At 44.4% G+C, this 18,696-nt stretch carries 17 protein-coding genes and 1 riboswitch; of the genes, 14 read left to right on the forward strand and 3 right to left on the reverse strand.

Annotation, left to right across the window (positions count from 1 at the left end; genetic code table 11):
• Positions 1-40: 40 nt before the first annotated feature.
• The 3 genes from JMY02_RS10935 (at position 41) to JMY02_RS10945 (ending at position 2,763) form a co-directional block, all read left to right on the forward strand.
• The gene (locus JMY02_RS10935) at positions 41-889 is read left to right on the forward strand and encodes an EamA/RhaT family transporter (protein WP_201598157.1); all 849 of its coding nucleotides are present in this window, start codon (positions 41-43) and stop codon (positions 887-889) included.
• Positions 890-1,228: 339 nt separating this feature from the next.
• Positions 1,229-2,119: a fructose bisphosphate aldolase gene (locus tag JMY02_RS10940; protein WP_201598160.1), complete on the forward strand. Its 891-nt coding sequence runs from the start codon at positions 1,229-1,231 to the stop codon at positions 2,117-2,119.
• Positions 2,120-2,226: 107 nt separating this feature from the next.
• On the forward strand, positions 2,227-2,763 hold the full coding sequence (locus JMY02_RS10945) for a hypothetical protein (RefSeq protein ID WP_201598163.1): 537 nt from the start codon (positions 2,227-2,229) through the stop codon (positions 2,761-2,763).
• An 80-nt stretch (positions 2,764-2,843) separates the two neighbouring features.
• On the opposite strand, the gene thiC is transcribed toward JMY02_RS10945, so the two are convergent.
• The gene (gene thiC, locus JMY02_RS10950; protein ID WP_227678485.1) at positions 2,844-4,781 is read right to left on the reverse strand and encodes a phosphomethylpyrimidine synthase ThiC; all 1,938 of its coding nucleotides are present in this window, start codon (positions 4,779-4,781) and stop codon (positions 2,844-2,846) included.
• A gap of 241 nt (positions 4,782-5,022) precedes the next feature.
• Positions 5,023-5,153, reverse strand: a riboswitch (TPP riboswitch).
• 244 nt (positions 5,154-5,397) lie between these two features.
• Between thiC and pstS the strand changes: the two genes are divergently transcribed.
• The 5 genes from pstS (at position 5,398) to phoU (ending at position 10,594) form a co-directional block, all read left to right on the forward strand.
• Positions 5,398-6,573 carry a phosphate ABC transporter substrate-binding protein PstS gene (pstS, locus tag JMY02_RS10955; RefSeq protein ID WP_201598166.1) on the forward strand — a complete coding sequence of 392 codons (1,176 nt, stop codon included), beginning with the start codon at positions 5,398-5,400 and terminating at the stop codon, positions 6,571-6,573.
• A gap of 180 nt (positions 6,574-6,753) precedes the next feature.
• Positions 6,754-7,707 carry a phosphate ABC transporter permease subunit PstC gene (pstC, locus tag JMY02_RS10960; RefSeq protein WP_201598168.1) on the forward strand — a complete coding sequence of 318 codons (954 nt, stop codon included), beginning with the start codon at positions 6,754-6,756 and terminating at the stop codon, positions 7,705-7,707.
• A 66-nt stretch (positions 7,708-7,773) separates the two neighbouring features.
• Complete coding sequence (gene pstA, locus JMY02_RS10965; protein WP_021814102.1) at positions 7,774-8,688, forward strand: phosphate ABC transporter permease PstA; 915 nt, start codon at positions 7,774-7,776, stop codon at positions 8,686-8,688.
• 84 nt (positions 8,689-8,772) lie between these two features.
• Entirely contained in the window at positions 8,773-9,693 is a 921-nt protein-coding gene (gene pstB, locus JMY02_RS10970; RefSeq protein ID WP_201598169.1) for a phosphate ABC transporter ATP-binding protein PstB, read from the forward strand.
• Between the two features lie 118 nt (positions 9,694-9,811).
• A complete protein-coding gene (phoU, locus tag JMY02_RS10975; RefSeq protein ID WP_201598170.1) occupies positions 9,812-10,594 on the forward strand; it encodes a phosphate signaling complex protein PhoU in 783 nt (260 codons plus the stop codon).
• Positions 10,595-10,680: 86 nt separating this feature from the next.
• Here the strand turns inward: phoU and JMY02_RS10980 are convergent, their stop codons facing one another.
• Both JMY02_RS10980 and argH read right to left on the reverse strand, forming a co-directional pair.
• Complete coding sequence (locus JMY02_RS10980; protein ID WP_201598171.1) at positions 10,681-10,971, reverse strand: oxidative damage protection protein; 291 nt, start codon at positions 10,969-10,971, stop codon at positions 10,681-10,683.
• Between the two features lie 190 nt (positions 10,972-11,161).
• Positions 11,162-12,535: an argininosuccinate lyase gene (argH, locus tag JMY02_RS10985; RefSeq protein ID WP_201598223.1), complete on the reverse strand. Its 1,374-nt coding sequence runs from the start codon at positions 12,533-12,535 to the stop codon at positions 11,162-11,164.
• 254 nt (positions 12,536-12,789) lie between these two features.
• Here argH and JMY02_RS10990 point away from each other — a divergent pair, with 254 nt between their 5' ends.
• The 6 genes from JMY02_RS10990 to JMY02_RS11015 all read left to right on the forward strand — a co-directional run bounded on the left by JMY02_RS10990 (position 12,790) and on the right by JMY02_RS11015 (position 18,681).
• Positions 12,790-13,797 (forward strand): histidine kinase, encoded by a 1,008-nt coding sequence (locus JMY02_RS10990; protein WP_227678486.1) that lies wholly within the window; start codon positions 12,790-12,792, stop codon positions 13,795-13,797.
• Positions 13,798-13,929: 132 nt separating this feature from the next.
• The gene (locus tag JMY02_RS10995) at positions 13,930-14,667 is read left to right on the forward strand and encodes a LytR/AlgR family response regulator transcription factor (RefSeq protein WP_201598173.1); all 738 of its coding nucleotides are present in this window, start codon (positions 13,930-13,932) and stop codon (positions 14,665-14,667) included.
• Between the two features lie 299 nt (positions 14,668-14,966).
• On the forward strand, positions 14,967-16,001 hold the full coding sequence (hemC, locus tag JMY02_RS11000; protein ID WP_201598182.1) for a hydroxymethylbilane synthase: 1,035 nt from the start codon (positions 14,967-14,969) through the stop codon (positions 15,999-16,001).
• 96 nt (positions 16,002-16,097) lie between these two features.
• Entirely contained in the window at positions 16,098-17,102 is a 1,005-nt protein-coding gene (locus JMY02_RS11005; RefSeq protein ID WP_201598185.1) for a uroporphyrinogen-III synthase, read from the forward strand.
• A gap of 91 nt (positions 17,103-17,193) precedes the next feature.
• On the forward strand, positions 17,194-18,138 hold the full coding sequence (locus tag JMY02_RS11010; protein WP_201598188.1) for a hypothetical protein: 945 nt from the start codon (positions 17,194-17,196) through the stop codon (positions 18,136-18,138).
• 51 nt (positions 18,139-18,189) lie between these two features.
• Positions 18,190-18,681 (forward strand): acyl-CoA thioesterase, encoded by a 492-nt coding sequence (locus tag JMY02_RS11015; protein ID WP_406947758.1) that lies wholly within the window; start codon positions 18,190-18,192, stop codon positions 18,679-18,681.
• Positions 18,682-18,696 lie beyond the last annotated feature (15 nt).

The following is an 18,696-nucleotide window of genomic DNA, read 5'->3' on the forward strand; positions in this document are numbered from 1 at the left end:
ACAGTCATATAAAAGTCGCAAGCTAAAAAGGTAAACGTGCATGATGTATTTAACGATCGCGGTGCTTTGTAGTGTCGCCGTTTCAGTATTGCTCAAGGTATTACGACAAAAAAATATAGACATTCGCCAAACCATCGTTGCTGGTTATCCCGTGGCATTTTTGCTGACTTGGGTTTTGCTAAAGCCAGAGATCAGTGAAGTGAGTACGCTCAATGACGAATGGGGAATCATTATCGCGCTTGGTGTGCTCTTACCAGCCGTATTTATCCTACTTGGGCGTGCCATTGAAGCGGTCGGTATGGTCGCCACCGATGCCGCGCAGCGTTTGTCATTAATCATTCCGATTGTCGCCGCTTTTTTATTATTCGGTGAAGTGCTAACGGGTATGCGCATATTCGGATTGGCATTGGGATTTTTGGCATTGGCGGCTTTAATTTATCGTCCACAGCACACTGACGTTAGCAAACAAACCCAGCTGACGCCTCTTTGGTTATTTGGTGTGTGGGTAGGTTATGGCATTATCGACATCTTATTTAAGCAAGTGGCCAAACATGGTACTGCCTTTCCACTCACGCTATTTGTCAGTTTTGGTTTGGCAGGATTGTTGTTATTTATCTATCTGCTGGTCACGCGAGTGCGCTGGCAGGGCAATGCGCTGATGGCAGGATTGTTATTGGGTGCGCTGAATATGGGAAATATCTATGCGTATGTGCGCGCGCATCAAGTGTTATCAGACTCGCCAAGTATTGTCTTTACGGGTATGAATGTCGGCGTCATCGCTGTTGCCACATTGATCGGGGTCGGTGTGTTCAAAGAGTCACTTAATCGCATGAATATATTGGGTTTATTATTAGCGATTGGTTGTGTGGCAGTGTTGTTTTTGACGTGAGTTTTTGACCAAAAGAGTGACGTGTAATGAGAATTTACAAAAGCTTTAACGTATTGTATATAGGCAGGTCAAGTCTCCTATGATAAGGTTATCCACGAGCAGCAACGCTTATATAGTAGATTCTAAATAAAACAGAACCATTATATTGCAACGCGGAACTGGTATAAATTTTTCTGGCTTGCTGTGCCTTCGCAGATCGATGCGGCGAAACTTCTCGTTTAAAGATCAGCATTCCAGTCCCGCTGATTCGTTTTATACTGAACGCACTATATAAACGAGTAAAAAGCGATTTACTTTGTGATATTTGACTTTAATAAATAAAAATAGGAAGCCCTTTCAATGGAATACAACAAGCAATTACAACGCATAAAAAACAGTTCAGGTTTCATTGCCGCATTGGATCAAAGTGGTGGTAGTACGCCAAAAGCATTAGAGAACTATGGCATTTATGCAGATGACTATGACAGTGATGAAGCCATGTTTGATTTGGTGCATGAGATGCGTGCGCGTATCATGACTTGTGAGGCTTTTGATAGTGAGCGGGTGCTGGGAGCGATTTTATTTGAAGACACAATGGAACGTGAGGTCAATGGAAAATCTACAGCCAACTATCTTTGGGAAGACAAAAATATTGTCCCATTTTTGAAAGTAGATAAGGGTTTGGCGGAGCAAATGAGCGGTGTGCAAGTCATGCGTCCCATTCCAGATTTAGATGTGTTATTAGATAAGGCAAAAAACTATCCCGTATTTGGCACCAAAATGCGCTCCGTTATTTATGAGCCAAACGTCGATGGTATCGAGTTGGTTGTACAGCAGCAGTTTGATGTAGCAAAACAAATACTCTCAAAAGGTTTGATGCCTATCGTCGAGCCAGAAGTGGATATCAATAGTGCTCAAAAGCATGAGTGTGAGCTGATACTCAAAACCAGTATTTTGCATAATTTGGATCGTTTAACTGACGATCAGCAAGTGATGCTAAAACTGACCTTGCCAGAAGAGGCAGGCTTTTATCAAGAACTGATTGATCATCCAAAAGTGCTAAAAGTAGTCGCATTATCCGGCGGTTATAGTCGTAACGAAGCGTGCGCTAAACTCAAACAAAACCCAGGTATGATTGCAAGCTTCTCACGCGCCTTTACCGAAGGCTTGAGTCGTCAGCAGAGCGATAAAGAATTTGCTGATATGATTGATACGTCAATCCAAGAGATTTATGAGGCGTCGAAGGTTTGAGGTTTAGAGTATTATAGGGTTAGTTTATGATCTCAGCGGGCTTGTTGCTTACTGAGATTTTTTAATGATATACATGAAATTTTTGCTGTTACTTGTCAAGGTGCACTATGCTCTCTATTAACTCTAAGCTCATTAAAGTAGCCTTAGTAACATCTCTATATATTCCTTGCACACTTAATGCTAGTGTCCATGAGCCAATATCCAATCCATTTACTAGAGAGCTTGCAAGTATTAACTTAGCGACAATTAATTATGAATTACTACAAGCTAACTTTATGTATTTTACCATTAATGCTTTTGTTAATAGCTGTGAAAAAAATGCTCCAGATTTGAGTCATGAAATAGCTGCCACTGGAGAAGAAATTTTCGAAAATAACCCTAAATTAACTGAAAGTTTAGAGATAACGAAAGAACTTTGGAGGGAGGTTAGCTTAAGTGATGATGCAGGTCACTTGAACGCTCAACAAATAGATACTTTGAATATGATTAGTGGAGCAAATATGATATTACGCGGTGACAATAGTCAAATACCTGCAAAAGAATGCTTAGGATTTTTGAAGAATATTCAAAATGTACCCAATCGGGAACAATTCTGGGATAACTACCTACGTCAAGCAATCCCTGTAATTATAGAGTCTTCGTAATTCTAATAGAAAATCAACTTAAAAAAGCCTAGCAACTATTAATAGCACTAGGCTTTTTTATGAGAATAATCAGGCAGTTTTTAAACCTCTTTACTCTCCAAGCCCTTGGCATACTCACGCACATTTTGCGTAATTTTCATTGAACAAAATTTTGGCCCACACATGGAGCAAAAGTGGGCGGACTTGTGCGCGTCTTTTGGCAGCGTTTCGTCATGAAATTCACGTGCTGTATCAGGATCAAGCGCCAGATTGAATTGATCGTCCCAGCGGAATTCAAAACGCGCTTTGGATAAGGCATTATCACGTGCCTGCGCACCGGGATGTCCTTTGGCAAGGTCGGCGGCGTGGGCGGCAATTTTATAAGTGATGATACCGTCTTTGACGTCTTTTTTATTGGGCAAACCCAAATGTTCTTTTGGCGTGACATAACAGAGCATCGCTGTACCAAACCAGCCAATCATCGCCGCACCAATCGCACTGGTAATGTGGTCATAACCGGGAGCGATATCGGTCGTCAAAGGCCCCAACGTATAAAATGGCGCGTCCGCACATAGCTCAAGCTGTAAGTCCATGTTTTCTTTAATGCGGTTCATCGCCACGTGTCCAGGTCCTTCAATCATCACCTGCACATCGTGTTGCCAAGCCACTTGCGTCAACTCACCAAGTGTACGTAGCTCCCCAAATTGCGCTTCATCATTGGCATCTTGCAAGCAACCGGGACGCAAACCGTCGCCTAAGCTAAACGCCACATCATACTGCTTCATAATCTCACAGATGTCTTCGAAATGTGTGTATAAAAAGCTTTCTTTATGATGCGCAAGACACCACTGCGCCATGATAGAGCCACCACGGGACACGATGCCCGTCAAACGCTTCGCAGTCAGTGGTACATAGCGCAGCAATACACCGGCGTGAATGGTGAAGTAATCCACACCTTGTTCGGCTTGCTCAATCAAGGTGTCGCGGAAGATCTCCCACGTTAGATCTTCTGCGACGCCATCGACTTTTTCTAGTGCTTGATAAATCGGTACGGTACCGATCGGCACAGGCGAGTTACGAATCAACCATTCGCGTGTTTCGTGGATATGATTGCCCGTTGATAAATCCATGATGGTATCACCGCCCCAACGTGTGGCCCACGTCATCTTGGATACTTCTTCATCAATAGAAGAGCCTAATGCTGAGTTTCCGATATTGGCATTGATTTTTACCAAAAAGTTACGACCGATAATCATCGGTTCGGACTCAGGGTGATTGATGTTGTTAGGAATGATGGCGCGTCCAGCAGCAACTTCACTGCGCACAAATTCAGGCGTGATGATTATTGGTGTATTAGCGCCAAAATTTTCACCTTCATGTTGGCGTATATCTGTCAGCTCATGCTGCTTTTGTGTTTCACGAATGGCGATATATTCCATCTCAGGGGTGATGATACCGCGACGCGCATAATGCATTTGCGTGACATTTCCTGAGAAACCATTGCCCGACTTAGCGCGACGTGGCTTATCGATATGAGCAAATCTGAGATTGGCAGTACTGATATCGCGGGCGCGCGCTTGTCCGTATGAGCTGGACAGGCCGCTTAGTTGCTCGGTATCACCACGCTCAGCGATCCAGTTTTCACGCAATTTTGGCAGTCCGCGTGTGAGGTCGATATCGACATTGGGGTCGGTATAAACGCCTGAAGTGTCATAAACATAAAATGGCGGATTTTGTTCCCAGTCTGCTTCATCGACCCCTTGAATAGGCGTGTTTGCTAAACTGATTTCGCGCATCGGTACTTGAATATCAGCGCGCGAGCCTTCGATATAGACTTTTTTGGAAGCGGGAAGGATACGATGTAGGTCACGAGCGTCTTCTTCAAAACGCGCGTCACCTGCTGCACGGTGGGCAGGGGTTTTTAGAGCCTCTGATTTTTTGTCCGCTTTACTGCTCGTTGTATCAGCAGATTTTGGAATAGCAGGCGTGTCATTATCTGGAGTATAGGTTTGGGTGGTTTGTACGTTTGAGATGGTCATATGCTGTCCTAGCGTGTTGGTTTTTGAATAAAATCAACACCGCCAGTAGCTGCGGGGGTGGCACTATGAGATACGAACAAATGCAATTATAAAGCAGACGAGCTATCGCTATTGAAAGTGATAAATCATCTTTAAATGATTGCTGGGCACAGCTAATTATTAAAGCAATATATCCGCAGACAAAAAGTCTGCAAGACGTTGGCAATTATAAAAAGGCATTTCTGCGCGCCCTTTGTAAATAAACATAGGCTCAAGACTTCCCTGCGTCGGTACTAACCGCATCAGGTTCGGCGGGTGATCTCTCAGCGAATGTATCAAAGCGACTACTTTAAAAAAGTAAGTCAATAATACACCGCACCCCGAGTCTGTCAGTGTTGTAAATCTTCTTTATACTAGCAAAATTCTACACTGACGGCTAACGATATTTCGGCATGAGTAGCACGTTTTAAAGATGATGGTTGTATGCACTCCGCTTTTTTTCAAAATAATTCGTTAGCAGTCGTTGAAAACGAAAGATTAAGAGTGCTGTCATTAAACTGTCATAAAAACTTGTCAATATAGCTCGCATGTCACAAACAATGTTTTTTGTATCGTTGTTAAACTTCAGGAGTCTTACATGCGTTATTCGTTATTAGCAGTGGCCGTCAGCTGTACCTTAGTACTTACGGCGTGTAATAAATCGACCGACACGGCAGAGCCAGCTGCGGATAGCAGTAGCGCTGTCACAACTACTGAAACAGCCGGTAATGCTACTACCAGTACCACCCCTGCTGCTGGCACAGGTTTTACCTCTGCTGAAAATATCGCCATGAACATCACTGGTGCCGGCTCTTCATTTGCACAGCCTATCTATGCTAAGTGGTCTGCTGATTACAATGCTGACACTGGTGGTCAAGTCAACTACCAATCAATCGGTTCTTCTGGTGGTATCAAACAGATTCAGTCAAAAACTGTAGACTTTGGTGCGTCTGATGCGCCTTTGACACCTGAAGAGCTTGAAGAATCTGGTCTTATTCAGTTTCCGACTATCATCGGCGGCGTCGTACCTATTGTCAACATTGACGGTATCGAGCCAGGTGCGTTGAAATTGGATGGTGAAACCTTAGCCAACATTTATTTAGGTAAAATCAACAACTGGAACGATCCTGCTATCAAAGCAATGAATCCAGACTTGACTCTACCTGATGCCCAAATCACCACCGTATTCCGCTCAGACGGTTCAGGTACTACTTTTAACTTCACAGATTATCTAGCTAAAGTGTCAACTGACTGGAAAGATACAGTTGGTGTTGATAAAACCGTTAAATGGCCAACGTCTGCCACTGGTGCAGGTGGTAAAGGTAATGAAGGCGTTTCAAGCTACGTTAACCGTATGAAAAACTCTATCGGCTATGTTGAATACGCTTACGCTAAACAGAACGAAATGTCGCATACCGCACTTAAGAACGCGGCTGGTAACTTCGTACAGCCTTCTGCAGAGACATTTGCCGCGGCAGGTGACATCGACTGGTCACAGCAAGAAGGTTTTTACAAAGTTATTACTGACTCTGAGACTGAGCAAGCATGGCCAATCGCTGCTACTACCTTCGTTTTAATACATAAGCAGCCAGAGAATCCTCAGCAAGTGGCTGGCGTATTGAACTTCTTTGACTGGGCTTATAGCCAAGGTGATGAAGATGCGATGGCACTAGACTACGTCCCTTTCTCTGATAAAGCAGTGGCATTATTCAAAGAAAAATGGAAGGAAGTAAAAGGTAGCGATGGACAACCTGTTTATAAGCCTGCGCAGTAATTGGTTTATTTCAGCCACTGATTAGTCGTTTTCCAATTACCCTCTCAAATCACTATTCTCCGGTAGTGGTTTGAGAGGTTTTATCACAACAAATTTAAAGGTCATTTTAAGTTTGTTGTGATGAAACCGCATTCACGCTTCTAATATTTTGACTTGATTCTATTCAACGCTGAGACACTTATGAATGATTTAAGGTCCCAACTGGCTAAACAAAAACGTTACGACATGCTGTTTGTTAATGCAACCAAGGCTTTTGCCATCCTTGTGCTTCTGTCCTTGGGCGGTATTTTGGTTTCTTTAACCATCGGGGCTTGGCCAAGCATCCAAGAATTTGGTTGGAGCTTTTATACCAGTAATAACTGGGATACAGTAGGCAATGAATACGGTGCGCTAGCGCCTATCTACGGCACGCTAGTGACATCGTTTATTGCCATTATGATTGCCGTACCAATCAGTTTTGGTATCGCGATATTTTTGACTGAGATGTGTCCAAAGTTTTTAAAGAAGCCACTTGGCATCGCCATCGAATTGTTGGCGGGCATTCCCTCTATCATTTATGGTATGTGGGGATTGTTTGTGTTTGCGCCTTTTTTTGGTGATCACATTCAGCCATGGTTTATTGAGCATGTGGGCCCTTTACCTATTATCGGTAAACTGTTTACGGGTGCGCCAATGGGGCTGGGTATGTTTACAGCCTCGCTGGTACTTGCCATCATGATTATCCCTTTCATCGCTGCTACCATGCGAGATGTTTTTTCCGTTGTGCCAGATTTGCTGAAAGAATCGGCTTACGGTATGGGCGCTACGACATGGGAAGTCATGTTTAAGATCATCTTGCCTTATACCAAAGCGGGTGTCGTCGGTGGTGTCATCTTGGGGTTAGGTCGCGCACTGGGTGAGACGATGGCGGTTACTTTCTTAATCGGTAACGCCTTTAATATTAGTCCAAGTCTATTTACGTCTGGCGTTACGATTACCTCGGCCTTAGCCAATGAATTTGCAGAAGCTTCTAATGAGCTACATCTGTCTTCTTTATTACATTTAGGCTTAATCCTATTTGTCATTACTTTCATTGTGTTATCTCTGGCTAAGCTGATGCTGATGCGTATGGATCAAAAAGCAGGCAATCGATAGCTGTTCGGTTACCTCGGTAAATTTTGATGGTTATGGGTACTGATAAAAATACGGGAAACAAGTTTTATGCCTTCTAACAATGCTACCAACGCAATCAATGCGCCGTTACCAGCGAAGACGAACTTTGAAGGTCGTTATAACCAAAGCCTATATAACAAGCGCCGCTGGGCCAATAAGCTTGGCCTAGGGTTTGCGATGTCAGCGATGGTTTTTGGTTTGTTTTGGTTGTTTTGGATTTTGTTTACACTGTTTATCGAAGGCTTCCAAGGCATCGTGCAACTGCCTGTATTTACGGCCGATACACCACCGCCTATGAGCGTAGGTGGTTTGCGAAATGCGATTGTCGGTTCGGTGATGTTGGCATTTTCAGGATTATTTATCGGAGCGCCCATCGGTCTGATGACGGGTATTTACTTGTCTGAGTTCTCTCAGGGTAGTATGCTTGGTAAAGTAACACGTTTTTTGAATGACATTTTGCTGTCTGCACCATCGATTGTTATTGGTCTATTTATTTATGCGCTGATGGTAAAAGGTGAAAGCTTCTCTGGTTGGGCGGGCGCGTTGGCTTTGGCATTAATTGTTATTCCTGTGGTTGTGCGTACGACAGAAAATATGCTCAATCTGGTTCCCAATAGTATTCGCGAAGCCGCCTACGCATTAGGTACGCCTAAGTGGAAAATGGTGACGCAAGTAACTATTAAGGCGGCAAAAGCGGGGCTTACGACAGGGGTGTTATTGGCATTTGCTAGAATCACAGGTGAGACGGCACCGTTGCTATTTACGGCGCTGAACAATCAGTACTTCAGTACCGATATGAGTCAACCAATTGCTAACTTACCCAATACCATCTATCAGTTTGCGATGAGCCCTTATGATAACTGGCATGCCCTGGCATGGGCCGCGGCACTTCTTATCACTAGCTCTGTTCTGGTATTGAATATTTTGGCCAGATTCATTGGCGGTAGAGGTCAGCCCAAATAAGGGCTGACGTCAAAGCACATCACATCACATCAAGCGTTTACTTAAACGCACATGAATTTTAATTAAGCTAGGTTGGATAACACTATGAATGACGTTATAAGCAAAGTCCGCAAGAAAAAGACTGTTGATAACTTCAAAGAGACCACAGATAGTCTATTGAATAGACCTATGTCTACTAGCACGCAGATGGGACAACCAGATACTGCTACTCTGACCAAGCAAACGCGCGATGATATTCCTAAAAACATGCCAGCGGCAAAAATGGAAATTCGCGACCTAAGTTTTTATTATGGTGATTTTCAGGCGTTGAAGAATATCAATATTGATATCCCTGATAAAAAAGTCACCGCTTTTATCGGTCCTTCAGGGTGCGGAAAATCTACACTACTGCGTACGTTTAATCGTATGTACGATCTGTATCCCGGTATGCGTGCAGAAGGCAATATCAACCTCGATGGCAAAAACATCTTGGGCAAAGACATCGATGTCAATTTGCTCCGCGCCCAAGTCGGTATGGTATTCCAAAAACCCACGCCGTTTCCGATGTCGATTTATGACAATGTCGCTTTTGGTGTACGTTTGTATGAAAAAATGTCCAAAGCAGAGCTTGATAACCGTGTGGAATGGGCGCTAAAAAAAGCGGCGTTGTGGCCAGAAGTGAAAGACAAGTTAAAAGCATCTGGATTGTCGTTGTCAGGTGGACAGCAGCAGCGTCTTTGTATCGCGCGTAGTGTCGCAACCAAGCCTGAAGTACTGCTACTTGATGAGCCAACCTCAGCACTTGATCCTATCTCAACGGGCGCTATCGAAGATTTGATTGAAGATTTAAAAAACGACTATACCATTGCGATTGTCACGCATAACATGCAGCAAGCAGCACGAGTATCAGACTATACCGTTTATATGTATTTGGGCGATATGATTGAGATGGGCGAGACGGATCAGATATTTACCAAGCCTTTGCAAACCGCGACGGAAGACTATATTACGGGTCGTTATGGTTAACGCAACATTTGAGCAGGCACGGAATGCTCGATACGTTTCATAATATATCATGAGCTGATTCGTTCGGCTCACACAGCACACCGCGCTACCAAAATATGGATTTTAGGGAATTACTCTTATGCCAAGCGATAAGCATATCTCCAAAAGTTTCGATCAAGATCTTGACGAAGCCATCCGCCTATTTTTACACATGGGTGATAGTGCCGCCAATCAAGTTGCCAAAGCCATCCATGCGCTTATTGATAAAAATGAAGAACTGGCGCAAGAGGTCATTGATCTGGACTTCGAAATCAATCGAATGGAAGTAGAGCTGGACGAGCATATTTTATTGTTGGTTGCCAAACGCCAGCCAACGGCCAATGATTTACGTCTGGTCATGTCCATTAGTAAAGGCGTGGTTGATTTAGAGCGTATCGGAGATGAAGCCGTCAAAATTGCTCAGATGGCCAATAAAATTGCGGCACAAGGCAAGTTGTCTTATGGCTATGCAGAAGTTCAGCATCTAAGCAATCAGGTGCGTCTGATGTTACATAATGCGCTAGAAGCTTTTAGTCAATCGAACGCTGAGCAAGCGTTTGAAGTCATACGCAATGATAGCGTGGTTAATGATGAATACCAATCGGCCATTCGTGCTTTGATGACCTATATTATGGAAGATTCACGGCACGTGTCAAAAGTGATTAATATCATGTGGGTATTGCGAGCACTTGAGCGTATTGGCGATCATGCCCAAAACGTGGCCGAGCTAGTGATTAACTATATCAGTGGTCAAGACGTTCGCCATTCAGACTATACGTTGGTTGAAAAAGCAGTACAAAAAGCCAATGACCGTATGGCAGCTCGTCAGGTTAGCACTATGTCAGTCACTGATTTTGAATCATCCGACAGCGGTGAAGGTTGATAAAAACCAAAAACCGATTATCAATAAAAACGCGCTATATTGACATAGCGCGTTTTTATTAAGTGTTAGACAAAGAAAAATGACGACTAGGCTTCGGGCGTCCAGCCTTGTGCACGCTCATAGTCTTCGTTATCCAAAAACTTATCACGCTGCTCGGTTAAGAACTTTTTGGCGGCAGGATCCATCATGCTCAAGTGGTTTTCATTAATGAGCATGGTTTGTTGTTCAATCCACTCTTTCCACGCTTTATCAGAGACCGTTTCTTGCAGCTCTTGACCTTTTTTGTTCGGGAAAGGCGGATGCGGCATTTTTGGCAATTCTTGCTGATATTTACGGCAAAACACCGTATTGGCTTGCGGGTTAAATGTCTCAGTCATAAAGCGTTCCTCATTTATTATATTAAGGTGTCAAATCGAATGGTTGTATTCACCTATGATAACGGTCTTGGCAGATTTAGCAAAGGGTATCTGGTATAACCTGTGATAGCGTGACTGCCAATAAAAAAACATCCGCTACTGAAACGGATGTTTTTTATACAAAGATAGAGCAGACTGCATGATCAATATTTTAAGCAAACGCTTTTAAGCGCGTGCGACCATTAGCCACCGCTTGCTTGACTTGGTTGGGGGCAGTGCCGCCTAAATGGTCACGTGCTGCCAATGAGCCTTCGAGGGTTAGATAATCAAAGACATCATCACCAATGGCATCGCTGAACTGTTTTAGCTGTGCCAAAGACAAATCGCTTAAATCAACGCCCTCGGCGATACCTAGCGCGACAGCGTTGCCTACCACTTCATGTGCATCACGGAAAGCAACGCCTTGGCGCACCAGATAATCTGCTAAGTCGGTCGCAGTGGCATAGCCTTTCATCGTGGCGGCACGCATGTTTTCTTTATTAGGCGTGATATTCGGTAGCATATCAGCGAAGGCAAGTAGCGAGCCTGTCAAGGTATCGACGCAATCAAATAGTGGCTCTTTGTCTTCTTGGTTGTCTTTGTTATACGCCAGTGGCTGGCTTTTCATCAGGCTGAGCAAGGTCATGAGTTGACCAAATACACGTGCCGCTTTACCGCGTACCAGTTCAGGCACATCAGGGTTTTTCTTTTGCGGCATTATCGATGAGCCAGTACAGAAGCGATCGGGTATCTGCACAAAGTTAAACTGTGCTGACATCCAAAGAATAATCTCTTCGCTCATGCGTGACATGTGCATCATAAGAATAGAGGCGGCTGAGGTAAACTCAATGGCAAAGTCACGGTCTGAGACCGCGTCGAGTGAGTTTTGGCAAATACCTTCAAAACCCAGTAGCTCAGCGGTGATGGTGCGATCGATTGGGAACGTCGTGCCAGCCAGTGCTGCGCTACCAAGCGGCATCTGATTGATACGGCGACGTGCGTCAACCAGACGTTCGGTATCACGATACAGCATCTCAAACCACGCCATCACATGATGACCAAAACTGACAGGTTGCGCGGTTTGCAAATGGGTAAATCCTGGCATGATAGTATCAGTATGTTGGTCAGCCAGATCAAGTAAGCCGCTTTGTAAACGTACCAATAGTGCGATGATATTATCTGTCTCTTCACGTAGCCATAGACGAATATCAGTCGCTACCTGATCGTTACGACTACGACCGGTATGAAGCTTTTTACCAACCGCACCTATGATATCAGTCAGGCGGGATTCGACGTTCATATGCACGTCTTCAAGCGCGATTGACCAATTGAATTCGCCTGCTTCAATTTCGAGCAACACTTGCTGAAGACCATCGACGATAGTGGCAACTTCATCAGCAGTTAAAATGTCACACTTTTCAAGCATGGTCGCATGAGCAATCGAGCCTTGAATGTCATGACGGGCAAAACGTTGATCGAAACCAACTGATGCAGTAAAAGCAGCAACGAAACTATCGGTTGCTTCACTAAATCGTCCACCCCACATCTGCTGACCCTGACTACTTGTCGGGCTGTTTTGTGAAGCATGGTTTATCAAAGCATCTGTGCTAGAATCAGAGGCAGATGAATTCATATTTGATTCGGGATTACTAGGGTTTGAAAAATTGGCATTCATATCGGCACAAGACAAGTCAGGAGAATAAGAGCTCAAGTATAGCAAAGGATGAGGTTGCCTTACTAGCGGAGCGCTTAGAGTTTTTTATACCCAAGCTCATGGAAGTCCTGAAGCCTTGGCAGTGGATGTTGTACATTTTTTTTTGGTCGTTGTTTTTGACGGTGATGGAGCGCCACGGCTTAGCAACTTGGCCAGAATTTCTGATTCGGTTCTTAAGCAGCTTTGTCCAAAACACGCTTATCGTTATCCCCTCATTGTATCTGGTCGATTATCTACGCCCTATTTTTAAAAACGCCAGCATCCCAAGTGTAAGCGTGCATATCGTACTGCTGATGATGTTTGCTTCGATTATCTCTTTGACTCTGGTGATGCTTATCATGGTCAATTTTGGCTGGATTGAGTACGACCATCACGCGTTTGTGGCAGACTTACTGTTTGATACGTTGATGACTGCTGGTTTTACGCTGGTATTTTTACTGTATTTTTTGCGTCATCATCGCGAGCTCAATGCCCTTAAATCATCGTTTGAGTATAAGTTAACGGCAGAAAACGATATGATCAAGGCGCGTATGGCTCCGCATTTTTTCTTTAATACTCTGAATACGCTTGTCTCACTTATTGAGTCCAATCCGCCAAAAGCCGCCTCTTTATTGCAGCACATTTCCGCGCTATTTCGTGCCAGTTTTAATGGTGCGCATGAAATTAGTTTTGAAGAAGAGATTGCGCTTTGTGAGCATTACTTGGCAATTGAGACCAGTCGTCTAGCAGACAAGCTTGAGGTGAGTTGGCAGCTCCCTGACGAAGATATCATGTATGACATGGTGATTACTGCTTTCACTTTACAAAGCGTGTTGGAGAGGATGCTACTGAATGTGGTTGAGATGACCACTGAAACGATCCATGTCACTATCAAAGTGACTTGGCAACAGCATTGGGTAGCGATTACCCTTACTATTGAGCTTCCTAAAAATACTTTGATAATCAATCATGATTTGCGTCAGCATATGGATTTCCATGTTCAAGCGGAGCGTTTACGAGCCTATTTTGGGCAAAGCGCTGATATTAAAAGTAAAGTGACCCGTACTCAGGCTGTGACTATCATTCATTACTCACTTTATGATGCGGGTTTATGACGGCTTTTTTGTCATCGTAAGCTTTTCCTATTTATCGTATTATTTCTGCTCACTTTTTTAAATACAGAAGCATGGCATACTTATTGCATTCTACTAAAAATATATCAAGTCTGTCCTAACATGGGAGTTCGCATGCGTATTGTAGTTTGTGATGATGAGCCACTCGCACGCGAGCGTTTGGTCAGAATTGTACAAGAATCAGGTCATCAAGTAGTGGCGCAAGCGACAACAGGCGCAGAAGCCATTGTCGCTGTACAAATGCAGCAGCCAGATATTATTTTGTTAGACATTCGGATGCCTGAGATGGATGGGGTACGCTGTGCCCAAGAGCTTGCCAAACTTGAGCATCCACCAGCGATTATATTTGTTACCGCTTATGACCACTATGCGATAGCAGCGCTAAAGGCCAACGCGATTGGCTATTTATTGAAGCCTGCCAATAAAGATGAGTTATTGGAAGCACTAGATAAAGCGAAAAACCTAAACGCCGCGCAGTTAAATGAGATCCGTAAGCTTGAAGATCCGACCGCTCGGCCAGTACGCGAACACATCGCTGCTCGTACACACCGGGGTGTCGAGCTGATTAAACTCAAAGACATCTATTATTTTACGGCAGATCAAAAGTATGTCAAAGTACGTCACAAAGATGGCATTGTACTTATCGATGACACACTAAAAGAGCTGGAGCAAGAGTTTGGCGATCGTCTCTTTCGTGTGCATCGTAATGCCATCATCAACCTCAGTTTTCTAGACTTTTTAGAGACGCTAGATGCTGGACAGTATCAGGTACGTTTTAAAGGTATCAATGAGATATTGGCAGTTAGCCGTCGTCACTTGCCAGCATTACGTGATAAGATTCAAAGTATGTAACCTGCTGTGTCGTGCCAAACGCAAAATAATCACGCCATATCATCAAACCCTTATTTATGCTTAAATAGGGGTATTTTTTTGCGTCAGCATGGACTATATGTCATTTGTATCGACCATTTCTTATGGTAAATCCACTATGAAACAAAGACAGTGCTGCGAGGATAAATTTTCGTAGCATCGAGACGGCGCAGGCACAGCACGCAAGAAACTATTATCCTAGCAGTACGTTATTATGGTTGTACCGCTTTTATTTAGGATCAACTATATCAAACACAGTATTGAACTTATCGAGGCCTTTTATGAGCAATCTGCAGCAACCTGCTTTGACTACTTTAACCATCGCCACGCGTCAGAGTCCTTTGGCGCTATGGCAAGCTGAACATATTCGTGCTCGCCTACTGGATCTCTATCCTGAATTGACGATTCACTTACTAAAAATTGTCACTAAAGGTGACAAGATTTTGGACACACCTTTGGCAAAAATCGGTGGTAAAGGGTTGTTTGTTAAAGAACTTGAGCAGGCGCTGTATGACAAACAAGCAGACATTGCGGTACATTCATTGAAAGATGTACCGATGCAATTGCCGGAAGGTTTGACGCTTGGCGTTTATTGCAAACGCGCTGCACCGACGGATGCTTTTGTCTCTAATACGTATCATAGTATGGATGAGTTGCCTCAAGGCGCGGTCGTTGGAACCTCAAGTCTACGCCGTCAGTGCCAAATCAAAGCGTATCGCCCAGATCTACAAATCAAAACCTTGCGCGGCAACGTTGGCACTCGTTTGGGTAAGCTGGATGCGGATGAGTATGATGCCATTATTTTGGCGACCAGTGGGCTACAGCGTATTGAGCTGGATGCGCGCATACGCGGTGAGCTGGATATTAATGCTTGTTTACCAGCGGTTGGCCAAGGCGCATTGGCGATCGAATGCCGTGAAGGCGATGATGAGGTATTAAAGTTATTGGCACCGCTCAATGATGATAAAGCGCGTATTCGTCTCATCGCTGAGCGTGCCCTAAACCGTCACTTAGACGGTGGTTGCCAAGTGCCTATCGCTGCCTATGCCGTTTTGCAAATGGCGGATGAAACAGAAACCAATAATGACAACAACGGCGACCATGGCAATAACGATAATGGCAACGTCTTATGGCTACGTGGCCGAGTGGGTCAAGCCGATGGTAGCAAGCTGTTAAAAGCAGAAAAACGGGTGACGTTGCTTGGCACACAAGATGAAAAAGAAGCACAGGCCAATCAGCTTGGTATTGATGTTGCAAAAATGCTGTTAGCCAATGGTGCGGGTGCTATTTTAGCTGCGATTTATCATCCTGAATAATGCAAGAGCGGTAAAATTATTTGGGTAATAAAGCAATAGCTACCCATATTCATCTATCACTCAGCCAGCTTATAAGCCTTTTGCCATGGTAATACTATGTCATCATCGATAGATTTTAACGCGACTGATAAAAATCAACCTGAGGGCAATGGTGCCTCACTACCGCAAATCGTCATCAATACTCGGCCAGTAGAGCGCGCCGCGCCGCTAACGCAGCATCTACAAGCAGCAGGTCTGACAGTAGTTGAGATGCCAATGTTGTCACTACAATCACGGCAAGTGACTGACGCTGACAGGGTATTGATGCGGCAATGGCTAGCAGGTGATTATAAGGCGCTGGTAATCGTTAGCCCAACCGCTGCCGCTTCAGGCTTGGCAGTCTGGCAAGCGCTTGCGCGTAAGCATGAAGCACAGGACAGTAATAATGAGCAAACAGAAACAGTATTTGAGATTTTGGCGGCACCAAGCCCGCTTATTGCGGTTGGTGAAGCGACCGCAGCGGTATTGAATAATGCAAAGACAGCAGCAGCCTGCTATCAAGTATGTCAGCCCAAAACGGCCAATAATGAAGGTATGCTAGCAATGCCTGAAATTGAGCGTTTGCAAGCAGGTGATAAGTTACTGATCTGGCGCGGCCTTGGTGGGCGACGATTGTTGGTCGACACGTTACAAGCGCGCGGTGTGCATATCGACAGTATTGCTTGGTACGAGCGCACAATGCCCAGCGATGCACTGGCGCAGTATCAGCAATGGCTAAAAGGTTTTTTAGCACAAAATACCACTTGGAACAAAACAGCTTCAAAGCCGTCAAAACCCATTGTTGTGATCAGTAGCGGCGCGGCTTTTGAGCATTGGACGAATATCGTCAAAGAAGTATCAAAGCAAACCTCAACGCTCTCAATGCCAATGAAAACGAAAATGGCAGATAGTTTGACAGCGAGCAAGATAAACCATCCCATAACGCTTATGTTGTCAGATTTTGCCTATGTCGTATTGGGTGAACGCTTAACCAATATGGTGGCAGAGCAGCAGCTAAACTACTGGCGTGTGGATGACTTGGCACCCGAAACCATTCTTGCTGCTATTGGCTCGAAAAATTAATATAGCTAGGTCAATATAAACAAGAGTCAGCGAGATGGTACAAATTTTTCTTACTTACTATGTTCAAACCTACCAATAATGGTAATGTCTTATGTCAATAAATTCTGAATCATTATCTGAAGGCCCTTCTACTATTCAGCAGCGCCGACAAGCAACAGTGTTTTTGTTGCGGCTGCAGTGGCTGGTGATTTTTTTGCTTATCGCCGCATTATTATGGCTGTATGTCAGTCAGCAGCGGTTTCAGCATCACGTTAACGAGCGTTTGCAAAGCCATGAGCAAGTCGTTAGCCGACTGGATGAGATGGACGATCGCTTATTTGCGCTGAGTCAACAAACGCTACCAGAGTCTAGCGCTGCCGCCAGTAGCCAAAGCCAAGCCCAAAACCAGCTGGATTTATTGCGTATTCAAATGCAAGCGGCTGACAGGTTGTTGGCAGACAATAATGATAGCGCAGCCATTGATTTGTTACGAGGTCTACATTGGCAGCTGTCACAAAGCAGCAATGAGATTGCCCCAGCACTTACTCTCGTGATTAAGCAAAGCTTGGTGAAAGACATTGAACGCTTGCAGGCAAGAAGCGCTCAGCCCAGTCCTTGGCAGCTACAAAACTTGGCCATTCAAAACATTCAAGATTTTTTGCACAGCCATGAGCAGGCCATGAATGCTAGCGAACAGAGCAACAATACCAGTTTAACGCGTAGACAACTTGCGATTCACGAAGTCATCATGACATTGAATCTAGCGAGCCAAGCCAGCAACATGCGTGAGCAAGAGCAATTGATTGGTTATTTGAGACAAGCACGAAAACAGCTGCAAACCCTTACACCTCAAACATTGTCACCGCAGACATTGGCACCACAAGAGTCAGCATCACCAGCTGCCACAGCACAAACGTCTAACGACAATAATGTACAAACCAAATCCTCTCCTACAAACATACCAGAAGTCATAGACCGGCTAGATCGATTGATTACCAATGCACCAAAACCCACGCCACTGTTAACCACTCAGGTTTTAGATAGTTCTCAACGTTAATGACCGTTGTTTGAAAGATTTATTGATCCAAAAAATAAGAGAAATGAAGTTATGGATAGTTCGAGTCAACCATCAAATTTAACACCTGCTATCTCAGATACCATGCACCCTGACGCATTGGCTAGCTATCCCATTATTCATCATCAGCCGATTCATTGGGGTGAGATGGATGCCTTCAATCACTTAAACAATGTGGTTTATTATCGTTATGCTGAGTCAGCGCGAATTGGCTATTTGCAGGCATTAGGAATGTTTGATGGCAGTATGGTCACGGTATTGGCGCAATCAAGCTGCCAATACTTACGTCCAGTGACTTATCCTGACACCCTGTTATTAGGCGTGCGTTGCCAGCGTTTGGGTAATACTAGTATCGTTATGGAGTACAGCTATTATAGCACCGCACAAAAAGCCATTGTCGCGGCGGCCGAAGCAGTGGTGGTACGTTTAGCCAGTAATGGCAAAGAAAAACTGCCGTGGACAGAGGAAGAACGTGAACGCCTGTTGGCATTAGAAGCAAAAGTGGCTCACGTGCCTAAATGGTGAGCATGACGGACGTTT

Source organism: Psychrobacter vallis, assembly GCF_904846715.1.
Lineage (GTDB): Bacteria > Pseudomonadota > Gammaproteobacteria > Pseudomonadales > Moraxellaceae > Psychrobacter > Psychrobacter vallis.

Excerpts from the sequence above, each read along its gene's own strand:
- JMY02_RS10935 (WP_201598157.1), top strand. The coding sequence starts at position 41 with ATGATGTATTTAACGATCGCGGTGCTTTGTAGTGTCGCCGTTTCAGTA.
- JMY02_RS10990 (WP_227678486.1), top strand. The coding sequence starts at position 12,790 with ATGTTGTACATTTTTTTTTGGTCGTTGTTTTTGACGGTGATGGAGCGC.
- JMY02_RS11005 (WP_201598185.1), top strand. The coding sequence starts at position 16,098 with ATGTCATCATCGATAGATTTTAACGCGACTGATAAAAATCAACCTGAG.
- phoU (WP_201598170.1), top strand. The coding sequence starts at position 9,812 with ATGCCAAGCGATAAGCATATCTCCAAAAGTTTCGATCAAGATCTTGAC.
- thiC (WP_227678485.1), bottom strand. The coding sequence starts at position 4,781 with ATGACCATCTCAAACGTACAAACCACCCAAACCTATACTCCAGATAAT.
- pstC (WP_201598168.1), top strand. The coding sequence starts at position 6,754 with ATGAATGATTTAAGGTCCCAACTGGCTAAACAAAAACGTTACGACATG.
- pstA (WP_021814102.1), top strand. The coding sequence starts at position 7,774 with ATGCCTTCTAACAATGCTACCAACGCAATCAATGCGCCGTTACCAGCG.
- pstB (WP_201598169.1), top strand. The coding sequence starts at position 8,773 with ATGAATGACGTTATAAGCAAAGTCCGCAAGAAAAAGACTGTTGATAAC.
- hemC (WP_201598182.1), top strand. The coding sequence starts at position 14,967 with ATGAGCAATCTGCAGCAACCTGCTTTGACTACTTTAACCATCGCCACG.
- pstS (WP_201598166.1), top strand. The coding sequence starts at position 5,398 with ATGCGTTATTCGTTATTAGCAGTGGCCGTCAGCTGTACCTTAGTACTT.
- JMY02_RS10940 (WP_201598160.1), top strand. The coding sequence starts at position 1,229 with ATGGAATACAACAAGCAATTACAACGCATAAAAAACAGTTCAGGTTTC.
- JMY02_RS10945 (WP_201598163.1), top strand. The coding sequence starts at position 2,227 with ATGCTCTCTATTAACTCTAAGCTCATTAAAGTAGCCTTAGTAACATCT.
- JMY02_RS10980 (WP_201598171.1), bottom strand. The coding sequence starts at position 10,971 with ATGACTGAGACATTTAACCCGCAAGCCAATACGGTGTTTTGCCGTAAA.
- JMY02_RS11010 (WP_201598188.1), top strand. The coding sequence starts at position 17,194 with ATGTCAATAAATTCTGAATCATTATCTGAAGGCCCTTCTACTATTCAG.
- JMY02_RS11015 (WP_406947758.1), top strand. The coding sequence starts at position 18,190 with ATGGATAGTTCGAGTCAACCATCAAATTTAACACCTGCTATCTCAGAT.
- JMY02_RS10995 (WP_201598173.1), top strand. The coding sequence starts at position 13,930 with ATGCGTATTGTAGTTTGTGATGATGAGCCACTCGCACGCGAGCGTTTG.
- argH (WP_201598223.1), bottom strand. The coding sequence starts at position 12,535 with ATGTGGGGTGGACGATTTAGTGAAGCAACCGATAGTTTCGTTGCTGCT.